The sequence below is a fragment of the Bacteroides sp. 1001302B_160321_D4 genome, assembly GCF_015667765.1.
Classification (GTDB): domain Bacteria; phylum Bacteroidota; class Bacteroidia; order Bacteroidales; family Bacteroidaceae; genus Bacteroides; species Bacteroides xylanisolvens.
Map to the genome: position 1 here is coordinate 66,414 of NZ_JADPLO010000026.1, position 10,776 is coordinate 77,189.

The 10,776-nt window shown below is 42.8% G+C and carries 8 protein-coding genes and 1 tRNA gene; 5 read left to right on the forward strand and 4 right to left on the reverse strand.

What is annotated here, in order from left to right:
- Positions 1–2 precede the first annotated feature (2 nt).
- The 4 genes from KFO40_RS11940 to KFO40_RS11955 all read left to right on the forward strand — a co-directional run bounded on the left by KFO40_RS11940 (position 3) and on the right by KFO40_RS11955 (position 5,325).
- A complete protein-coding gene (locus tag KFO40_RS11940) occupies positions 3–953 on the forward strand; it encodes an endonuclease/exonuclease/phosphatase family protein (protein ID WP_004321023.1) in 951 nt (316 codons plus the stop codon).
- A 52-nt stretch (positions 954–1,005) separates the two neighbouring features.
- On the forward strand, positions 1,006–2,163 hold the full coding sequence (locus tag KFO40_RS11945) for a glycoside hydrolase family 76 protein (RefSeq protein ID WP_410489902.1): 1,158 nt from the start codon (positions 1,006–1,008) through the stop codon (positions 2,161–2,163).
- 59 nt (positions 2,164–2,222) lie between these two features.
- Positions 2,223–3,668 (forward strand): glycoside hydrolase family 125 protein, encoded by a 1,446-nt coding sequence (locus KFO40_RS11950; RefSeq protein ID WP_211146394.1) that lies wholly within the window; start codon positions 2,223–2,225, stop codon positions 3,666–3,668.
- A 496-nt stretch (positions 3,669–4,164) separates the two neighbouring features.
- Complete coding sequence (locus KFO40_RS11955) at positions 4,165–5,325, forward strand: glycoside hydrolase family 130 protein (RefSeq protein ID WP_049701786.1); 1,161 nt, start codon at positions 4,165–4,167, stop codon at positions 5,323–5,325.
- Positions 5,326–5,626: 301 nt separating this feature from the next.
- Here KFO40_RS11955 and KFO40_RS11960 read toward each other — a convergent pair whose 3' ends face one another.
- From KFO40_RS11960 to KFO40_RS11975, 4 genes are all read right to left on the reverse strand, one after another.
- Positions 5,627–7,897 carry a GH92 family glycosyl hydrolase gene (locus KFO40_RS11960; protein WP_211146395.1) on the reverse strand — a complete coding sequence of 757 codons (2,271 nt, stop codon included), beginning with the start codon at positions 7,895–7,897 and terminating at the stop codon, positions 5,627–5,629.
- A gap of 219 nt (positions 7,898–8,116) precedes the next feature.
- The gene (locus KFO40_RS11965) at positions 8,117–8,788 is read right to left on the reverse strand and encodes an RluA family pseudouridine synthase (RefSeq protein WP_004299905.1); all 672 of its coding nucleotides are present in this window, start codon (positions 8,786–8,788) and stop codon (positions 8,117–8,119) included.
- Between the two features lie 9 nt (positions 8,789–8,797).
- Positions 8,798–9,544, reverse strand: a complete 747-nt coding sequence (gene fabG / locus KFO40_RS11970) for a 3-oxoacyl-[acyl-carrier-protein] reductase (RefSeq protein WP_004299904.1) — start codon at positions 9,542–9,544, stop codon at positions 8,798–8,800.
- 16 nt (positions 9,545–9,560) lie between these two features.
- On the reverse strand, positions 9,561–10,151 hold the full coding sequence (locus KFO40_RS11975) for a TetR/AcrR family transcriptional regulator (protein WP_004299903.1): 591 nt from the start codon (positions 10,149–10,151) through the stop codon (positions 9,561–9,563).
- Between the two features lie 237 nt (positions 10,152–10,388).
- Between KFO40_RS11975 and KFO40_RS11980 the strand changes: the two genes are divergently transcribed.
- A tRNA-Met gene (locus tag KFO40_RS11980) sits at positions 10,389–10,461 on the forward strand.
- Positions 10,462–10,776 lie beyond the last annotated feature (315 nt).

The window sequence follows — 10,776 nt, forward strand, 5'->3', positions numbered from 1 at the left end:
ACATGAAACTGAAAAACCTTTTACTAATTGCCCTTGTTGCGATCGTCTTTTGCGGTTGTCAAAGTAACTATCAGCCTACTTCTATCACCGTTGCCTCCTACAATTTGAGAAACGCCAACGGTGGCGATTCAATCAACGGAAACGGTTGGGGACAACGTTACCCGGTCATTGCCCAAATAGTGCAATACCACGATTTCGATATTTTCGGCACGCAGGAGTGCTTTATTCATCAACTGAAAGATATAAAAGAGGCATTACCCGGTTATGATTATATCGGTGTAGGTCGCGACGACGGCAAAGAGAAAGGTGAACATTCTGCTATTTTCTATCGCACAGACAAGTTTGACGTGATAGAGAAAGGTGATTTTTGGTTGTCGGAAACTCCCGACGTGCCGAGCAAAGGATGGGATGCCGTGTTGCCGCGTATTTGCAGTTGGGGACACTTCAAATGCAAAGATACCGGCTTCGAATTCCTTTTCTTCAACCTGCACATGGACCATATCGGCAAGAAGGCACGTGTGGAAAGTGCATTCCTCGTACAGGACAAGATGAAAGAACTTGGCAAAGGCAAAGAGCTTCCGGCCATCCTGACGGGAGACTTCAATGTCGACCAGACCCACCAATCTTATGATGCTTTTGTGAGCAAAGGGGTATTGTGTGACTCTTACGAAAAGGCCGGCTTCCGCTATGCTATCAACGGCACGTTCAACGACTTCGACCCGAACAGCTTTACGGAAAGCCGTATCGACCATATATTCGTTTCTCCGTCTTTCCAAGTGAAAAGATATGGTGTGCTGACTGATACTTACCGCAGCATCGTAGGCAAGGGAGAAAAGAAGCAGGCGAACGATTGCCCGGAAGAAATCGACATCAAGACTTATCAGGCGCGCACTCCTTCAGACCATTTCCCCGTAAAGGTGGAACTGGAGTTCGACCAGCGTCAGCAGAAATAATCTTTGTATCTAGTTATAACCTGAAAGTTTCACCACACAACCCGATATTCCTATGAGAAATATATGTTTTGTAGCCTGTATGTTATTTTGCCTTACCTCCGCAGTGGGAAAGACACCGGGAAATACCCGTTATCTTTCTATTGCCGACTCAATTCTATCTAATGTATTGAATCTCTATCAGACGAATGACGGACTACTAACAGAAACGTATCCTGTCAATCCCGACCAAAAAATTACTTATCTGGCGGGCGGAACGCAGCAGAACGGAACGCTGAAGGCTTCTTTTCTATGGCCGTATTCCGGGATGATGTCGGGTTGTGTGGCTTTATACAAAGCGACCGAAAACAAGAAGTACAAAAAGATTCTCGAGAAAAAAATTCTACCGGGGATGGAACAGTATTGGGATAACAGCCGCCTGCCGGCCTGTTATCAGTCATACCCCACCAAGTACGGGCAGCACGGACGTTATTATGACGATAACATCTGGATTGCACTGGATTACTGCGATTATTACCAACTGACTCACAAACCCACATCTTTGGAAAAAGCCGTTGCATTGTATCAATATATCTACAGTGGATGGAACGACGAGATAGATGGTGGCATCTTTTGGTGTGAACAGCAGAAGGAAGCGAAACATACTTGTTCCAATGCACCGTCTACTGTGCTCGGCGTCAAGTTGTACCGGCTGACGAAGGATGCCAAATACCTCGAAAAAGCAAAAGAGACGTATGCCTGGACGAAAAAGCATCTGTGCGACCCTACCGACCATCTTTACTGGGATAACATCAACCTGAAAGGGAAAGTTTCCAAAGAGAAGTACGCCTACAACAGTGGACAGATGATTCAGGCGGGTGTATTGCTCTATGAGGAAACGGGAGATGAGCAGTATTTGCACGATGCACAGCAAACAGCCGCAGGAACAGATGCCTTTTTCCGCACAAAAGCCGATAAGAAAGACCCGACTGTCAAAGTACATAAAGACATGGCCTGGTTTAACGTGATCTTGTTCAGAGGACTGAAAGCTCTGTATAAGATTGACAAGAATCCGGCGTATGTCAATGCGATGGTGGAAAATGCGCTTCACGCCTGGGAAAACTACCGGGATGAAAACGGATTATTAGGCAGGGATTGGTCGGGACATAACAAGGAGCAGTATAAATGGCTGCTCGACAATGCCTGTCTTATTGAATTCTTTGCAGAGATTTAACACTTCTTCTCCGCAACACTTTCATAATCAATACTAATCAACAAAAAAAGACTATTACCATGAATATAACTAAAGCCTTTTGTTTGTCCATAGCACTCTTTGGTGCTAGCAATATGCAGGCTATAACGAACAGTGATTTTGTCATCCAACAAGATAATACCAAAATCAACAACTATCAGACGAACCGTCCGGAAGCATCGAAACGTCTGTTTGTCTCGCAAGCTGTGGAACAACAGATTGCGCATATCAAGCAACTGCTGACGAATGTCCGCTTGGCATGGATGTTCGAAAACTGTTTCCCGAACACACTGGATACTACTGTTCATTTTGACGGTAAAGATGATACGTTTGTTTATACGGGTGACATTCACGCCATGTGGTTGCGCGATTCGGGTGCACAAGTATGGCCTTACGTGCAACTTGCCAACAAAGACGCGAAACTGAAAAAAATGCTGGCCGGCGTTATCAAACGTCAGTTCAAGTGTATCAATATCGACCCGTATGCCAATGCTTTCAACATGAATTCCGAAGGCGGCGAATGGATGAGCGACCTTACGGACATGAAGCCCGAACTGCACGAACGTAAATGGGAAATCGACTCGCTCTGTTATCCTATCCGTCTCGCTTATCATTACTGGAAGACGACGGGAGACGCCAGTATATTCTCCGACGAATGGCTTACAGCCATCGCCAAGGTTTTGAAAACGTTTAAGGAACAGCAACGAAAAGAAGATCCGAAAGGTCCTTATCGTTTCCAACGCAAAACGGAACGTGCACTCGATACGATGACCAACGACGGCTGGGGTAATCCTGTAAAGCCGGTCGGACTGATTGCTTCTGCTTTCCGTCCTTCGGATGATGCTACAACTTTCCAGTTCCTCGTTCCGTCCAACTTCTTTGCTGTAACTTCATTGCGCAAAGCTGCCGAGATTCTGAATACAGTCAACAAGAAACCTGATTTAGCTAAAGAATGTACTACACTGTCGAACGAAGTGGAAGCAGCCCTGAAAAAGTATGCGGTTTACAATCATCCGAAATATGGCAAAATCTATGCTTTCGAAGTAGATGGTTTCGGCAACCAACTGTTAATGGATGATGCCAATGTGCCGAGTCTCATTGCCCTGCCTTATCTTGGAGATGTGAAAGTGAACGATCCTATTTATCAGAATACCCGTAAGTTTGTATGGAGCGAAGATAATCCTTACTTCTTCAAAGGTACTGCCGGCGAAGGAATTGGCGGTCCGCACATCGGATATGACATGATTTGGCCCATGAGTATTATGATGAAAGCATTCACCAGTCAAAACGACGCAGAAATCAAGACCTGCATCAAAATGCTAATGGATACGGATGCCGGAACAGGGTTCATGCATGAATCTTTCCACAAGAACGACCCGAAGAACTTTACTCGTTCCTGGTTTGCATGGCAAAATACGCTATTCGGAGAACTAATCCTAAAACTCGTAAATGAAGGAAAAGTAGACTTACTGAATAGTATCCAATAGTCTTCTATTATGTTTTTTATTGTATTCCCGCTTATGAGATAACTGTTTCTAACCTTGAAGCCTACGCTTCCAAAGTAGTTTCAAGGTTGAAGAACTTTAGTTTCAGGCCTTTGAAACCATAGTTTCAAGTAAGTGAAACTAGAGTTTCTCACCGATGAAACTAAAGTTTCCCACTGACGAAACAGAAGTTTCAAGCAATAGAACTTTTAGTTTCAAGTACTGAAACTCTCTCTTCTGTAATAGTCTGATAATCCTTGAATACCGCTCCGGATAGAGAAATAAGTACCCACATAGCAGAGAAACAATAAAATCCTTGCTTTCAACAAAGTGACAGCAAAGTTGTCGTCACCTTGCCGTCACATCATGCTGTCACACTGCAGTATATTTATAATCAATCATTTATACCCAATCAGGTGACAGATGACAGCATTTTATTTATTTTCCAATTTATATGTAGGGAGTATATGACTCCTAAAAAATAAATGACCCATATAATATGAACAACATGAAATCAACTTTTTTATTCCTACTTGCTACAACCATGATGACTTGTACTGCCTACGGACAGTCCTCCAATCATAAAGAGAACAAATTACCCGATTGGGCTTTCGGTGGTTTCGAACGTCCAAAGAATGTCAATCCGGTAATATCTCCTATAGAAAACACCAAGTTTTACTGTCCATTGACCAAAGATTCTATTGCGTGGGAATCGAACGATACATTCAATCCGGCTGCTACACTCTACAATGGTGAGATTGTCGTGTTATACCGTGCAGAGGATAAATCAGGTGTCGGTATCGGACACCGGACTTCCCGCCTCGGTTATGCCACTTCTACCGACGGCACACATTTCCAACGGGAAAAGACTCCTGTATTCTATCCGGATAATGATTCACAAAAAGAGTTGGAATGGCCCGGCGGCTGCGAAGACCCACGAATTGCCGTAACCGATGACGGATTATATGTAATGATGTACACCCAATGGAATCGCCATGTGCCTCGCCTGGCAGTAGCGACCTCCCGCAACCTAAAAGACTGGACAAAACACGGTCCTGCTTTTGCCAAAGCATTTGATGGAAAGTTCTTCAACCTAGGTTGTAAGTCCGGCTCTATCCTGACCGAGGTTGTTAAAGGGAAGCAGATTATCAAGAAAATCAACGGGAAATACTTTATGTACTGGGGAGAAGAGCATGTATTCGCAGCTACTTCCGATGACTTAATCCACTGGACACCGATTGTCAACATTGACGGTTCCCTAAAGAAGTTGTTTTCTCCCCGTGACGGCTACTTTGACAGCCATCTCACCGAATGTGGACCTCCGGCTATCTACACTCCGAAAGGAATCGTCCTTCTTTATAATGGTAAGAACCATTCAGGAAGAGGTGACAAACGCTATACCGCCAATGTCTATGCTGCCGGACAAGCACTCTTCGACGCCAATAATCCTACCCGCTTTATCACCCGTCTCGATGAACCGTTCTTCCGTCCGATGGATAGCTTTGAAAAGAGTGGGCAATATGTGGATGGAACCGTATTTATAGAAGGAATGGTCTACTTCAAAAACAAATGGTATTTGTATTATGGTTGTGCTGACTCCAAAGTAGGAGTAGCCGTTTATGATCCGAAACGACCGGCAAAAGCTGATCCGCTTCCATAGTTATAAAAATAGTCTTGATTACATTCTTTTTTAAAGGAAAGATGTAATCAGGACTAACTTATTTCTTAAAACTATATTCCCCAAAACGGCTGAAAACAGTAAGTTCTTGTTAAGGATTTGCTTTTCAGCCGTTTCTAGTATAAAATAAAGCTTTCCGAAGCAGAATTAAATGCTACAATCGGAAAGCCTTATAATACCTATTGAAAACTGAATTGAATATTGAGAACCAGCTTTATTCTTTCATTGTCGGAGGCTTCTTCCTCCTTTCAACAATTAGCTGTCTTTTATAAGTAAGCCATCTTTATCCATTTATCTTATTCAAAACAACCGGTCTGTTTGCCGGAGCCTTACCAAAATTCTTATTAGGCTTTTTCCCCATTACAAACTTCAATGTGCTGCCATTTATTATATCCTGATAAGTGATATAACTCTTATCATAAGGCTTGCCATTCAAATACACTTTCTGGATATAGATATTTTCTTTGCTGTTATTGGGTGCTTCTACAGTAAAAGTGTTACCACCACGTACCTTCACTTCTACTTTCTTAAAACAAGGGCTACCGAAAACAAATACACCATCCGACGGGTTCACCTGATAGAGTCCCATAGATGAAAGAAGATACCAGGCAGACATTTGGCCACAATCCTCATTACCGATGATACCGTCCGGCTGGTCTGTGTAAAAATCGCTCATGATAAAACGAACCTTTTCCGCCGTTTTCCATTGTTCACCGGCATACGCGTAAAGATAAGCAACATGATGGCTCGGTTCATTTCCATGTGCATATTGTCCGATCAATCCGGTTATGTCGCTCGATGCTTCTTCCCCCATACTGTCGGTATTGGTAAAGAAACCATCAAGCTTCGTTGTAAAAGGTTTGTCACCTTCAAACAAGGCAATCAGCCCATAGGGGTCTTGTGGAGCAAAGAAAGTATATTGCCATCCGTTTCCTTCACAGAAATCTCCAACAGTATGGATGGAACGTGCCGGATCGTAAGGAGTACGCCAAGAGCCGTCTTCCAGTTTCGGACGAATGAAATGGATAGAAGAATCAAAATAGTTCTTGTAATAATGAGCACGTTTTGAGAATGTTTCAGCATCTTCTGTCTTTCCCATCTTACGTGCCATAGCGGCAATTCCCCAGTCGTCCACTGCATACTCCATGGCTATGGAAGTAGCTTCATGAACTTTGTCGGCAGGGATATAGCCTTTTTTGACTACATAAGGTACTCCTTTCTGCTTTTCATAAGTAGCTGTAGCTATCATTGCTTGCAATGCTTCTTCCGCATCGAACCCGGTAAATCCTTTCAGATATGCATCGGCAATCACCGGCACGGAGCTATACCCCGGCATCTGATCGGTCTCTCCACTCATCAAAGGCCAGATAGGGAGTTTGTCCTGCTGACGATAGATGGAAATCATCGAATTGACTACATGGTCAACCATTTCAGGTTGAGTAATAGTCATCAAAGGATTTAATGCACGGTAGGTATCCCATAAAGAAAGAGTCGTATAGTTGGCTTTCTTCGGGTCTGTGTAAATCATGTCATTCATCCCTCTATACTCTCCATTCACATCGCAAAAAAGCGTAGGGGCAATCATAGTATGATAATGGGCGGTATAGAATACACGTTTGGAAGCCTCATCATCAGTCTCTACTGTCATCTTCTCCAGTTGCTTATTCCATCGGTCGGCACTCATATCCACCACCTTATCAAAATCCCAGTGAGTAAGTTCGGATTGCAGGTTCATCGCTGCGTTGTCACAGCTGACAGAAGAAAGGGCGACTTTTATCTTCACTTCCTTCACGTTACCAAAAGTGAGGACACTCTTCACCGATGCCACTTTCAGTTGGTCCCAAGGTTGCGGGGTATTATCATCATAGGCAGTAAACTGCTCTATCTTCTTATCACTTTTCAACACAAAATAAACTTTGCGGGAAGGACTCCAGCCTCTCACATAACGATAACCCTCTACTGTATAATCATCTACCTTACGGATATAGCTGTCGTAAGCATTCGATCCGTTTCCTTCACGTAAGTCGATTAATATGGAAGCCGGTTTTCCTTCAGGATAAGTATAACGATGGAAGCCTACACGATCTGTAGCTGTCAACTCGGCTTTGATATTGTAACGGTCGAGAAGCAAAGAGTAATATTCGGGACGGGCGATTTCATTCGCATGAGAATATCTGGAAGCATACCCATCACGTATATCATCCTGATTGCCTCTGGGAGTACGGATCTCATTCAATGGCATGATGAGAATATCACATAAGTCAGTACAGCCCGTACCGCTCAAATGGGTATGTGAAAAGCCAATTAAAATACTATCGGAATAATGATAACCCGAGCACCAGTCCCAACCTTTATGGATATTGGTAGGACCCAGCTGTACCATTCCATACGGAACACTCGTCCCAACAAAGACGTGTCCATGATAACCGGATCCGATATACGGATCGACGTACTGCAATAATCCTTCACTTTTTGAATAGTTCTGTTGCGCTACTCCATTTCCCGCTGCAAGCAAGACACAAGAAGTAAGTGCAAGTAGTTTAAATGCCTTCATTCGTATTTTTCTTTGGTATGATTGAAAATTATAGTTAGCGAATGATGCAAATATACTACCTATTTAGGAATTAACTAACTGTCGCTAGAGTTTACAAGAAAAATGGCAGGCAGGTTTACTCTTTTGGCAAGTTCCAACCACAGATTTACACGGTTTTCCACAGAAAAACTGCGTACCGTCTACTAAATAACATAATAAATGAATCTGTGGAAATCCGTGTTAATCTATGGCGAATCCTTTCCATAAATTCCCTTCGGGAAGAGGAGCTTCAAGCTCTATCAGTTCTTTTGAGACAGGATGTATGAACCGTACTCTCCGGGCATGCAGACAAATGCTCCCATCCGGATTGGAGCGTGGAGAGCCATATTTCAAATCTCCCTTGATAGGGCATCCCATTTTTGCCAGCTGACAACGAATCTGATGATGACGTCCGGTTTTTAAATCGACTTCGAGCAAATAGTAATTCTCCGAATGACCGATCAACCGGTAATGCAAGATCGCTTTCTTGCTGTTCGGCACTTCTTTGTCGTATGCATAACTTTTGTTCTGCTTTTCATTACGTACAAGAAAATGTACCAGTTCACCTTCCGGTTCTTGCGGAGCATTTTTCACAACCGCCCAATAAGTCTTTTTCACCTCACTAGTGCGAAACATTTCGTTGAGCCTTGTTAATGCCTTACTCGTTTTGGCAAAAATAACAAGACCGCTTACGGGGCGGTCCAGCCGGTGTGTCACACCGAGGAAAACATTTCCGGGTTTCTGATACTTCTCTTTCAGATACTGTTTCACAGTCTCCGAAAGCGGCGTATCCCCCGTCTTGTCTGCCTGGACAATCTCGGAAGCGGTCTTGTTGACTACAATGATATGGTTGTCTTCGTATACAACAGTCATTCTGTTCGATTACATATTCATACCACCATCTACCTGAATCACCTGACCTGATACATAAGAAGACATATCAGAAGCCAGGAAGGTAGCGATGTTTGCCACATCTTCAGGAGTACCACCACGACGCAAAGGAATTTTCTTTGCCCATTCAGCTCTTACTTCGTCAGAAAGAGCAGCTGTCATGTCTGTCAGGATGAATCCCGGAGCGATAGCGTTGGCACGGATGCCGCGAGAGCCCAACTCTTGTGCGATAGACTTAGCCAATGCAATCATACCTGCTTTGGAAGCAGCATAGTTAGCCTGTCCTGCATTTCCGTGAACACCTACAACAGAGGCCATATTGATAATGCTACCAGCTTTTTGACGCATCATGATAGGTGTACAAGCATGGATGAAGTTAAATGCAGACTTCAGGTTCACGTTGATTACCATATCCCATTGCTGTTCGCTCATGCGCATCATCAAACCGTCACGAGTGATACCGGCATTGTTTACCAATATATCGATCCGTCCGAAGTCCTTGTGGATTTCTTCAACGACCTTTGCAGTATCTTCAAAGTTAGCAGCGTTAGAAGCATAACCTTTGGCTTTCACGCCCATTGCTTCAAGTTCCTTTGCTGTATTTTCTGCATTTTCGTCAATGACAAGGTCAGTAAATGCGATGTTTGCACCTTCGGCAGCAAACTTAAGAGCGATAGCCTTACCAATACCGCGAGCAGCACCGGTCACAATGGCTGTTTTTCCGTCTAATAATCCCATACTAAAAGTTATTTAATTAAATTTCTGTTCTATGCAGTGCGCCAAACACAATGTTGGACACATATCTATTTCTCGTATCTTCATCCAGATGTGCACCTATATGGCCACGAATGTAAGGAACTTCAATTCCTTTCACACAATAATGTATCAAGTCGGCAGTCATCTCCACATCGTCAATATGGAAAACTCCTTTTGCCTGTCCTTCTAGAAGAACAGCTTTAAAGAGCTGGACTTCCTTTGCATCAAACTTCTTGCGAACTTTTTCCACCCGCCATATATCACGGAAGAAATAAGCACGCAATGTTCCGTTTCGATAGACCACTTCTTTTACCGCGTCCAACCGGGTATATATCATCTCCAACAATTTCTCGTCCGGTGAGATATTTTTCTCGGCCACCCGCTTCATCATATCCGACAGAATATCCAATTCCGATTCCACAACAGCCAAATAAATTTCATCCTTACTTTTAAAATAAGTATAGAGCGTTCGTCTACCTTTTTTAGAAGCAAGAGCGATATCATTCATAGTTGTGTTTTCTACTCCCATCTTCGCAAAAAGCTGACGGGCTACATCTACTAATTTGGCTTTTGTCTTGGATACGGTCATAGGTTACAAATTGCACATTGCTGAATATTTTGAGCAAAAGTAATTCTTTTCTTTAGACCATACAAGAAAATAGAGAGAATATTAACATTTGTATATTAATAGGTGCTAAGAAAAAGTTTCATCATTATTTCATTCATTCTCAACCAAATAAGAAAAAAGTGATGATTTATTCGAAAAATATTCGGCTAATTATTTGTTTGTTTCAAAAAAAGCCGTACCTTTGCACCCGTTAAACATCGCGGAGTGGAGCAGTTGGTAGCTCGTTGGGCTCATAACCCAAAGGTCATTCGTTCGAGTCGGATCTCCGCAACTAAAGATAAGAAGAATCGCAGAAATGCGGTTCTTCTTTTTTATGACGACTCTTCTTTACTGACTTTATTCACAACCTAATTTCAGTTATCAACAAGGATATCAACAAAGTTATTAACAGGTTAATTGATTTATAATAAAACAATTAACCAAATAGTCCCCTTTTCTATCAACAAGGCAGTATTTAGTTATTCACAACCTAAGATGGGGCATAAAAAGTTCATTGAGGGAATTAAAAAGGCTCAGTCTGAAAACTTGGGGGATTAATTTTTGTCAATTCCCTTCATGCATATACCTTTGCTAGCCTAAAAAGGAA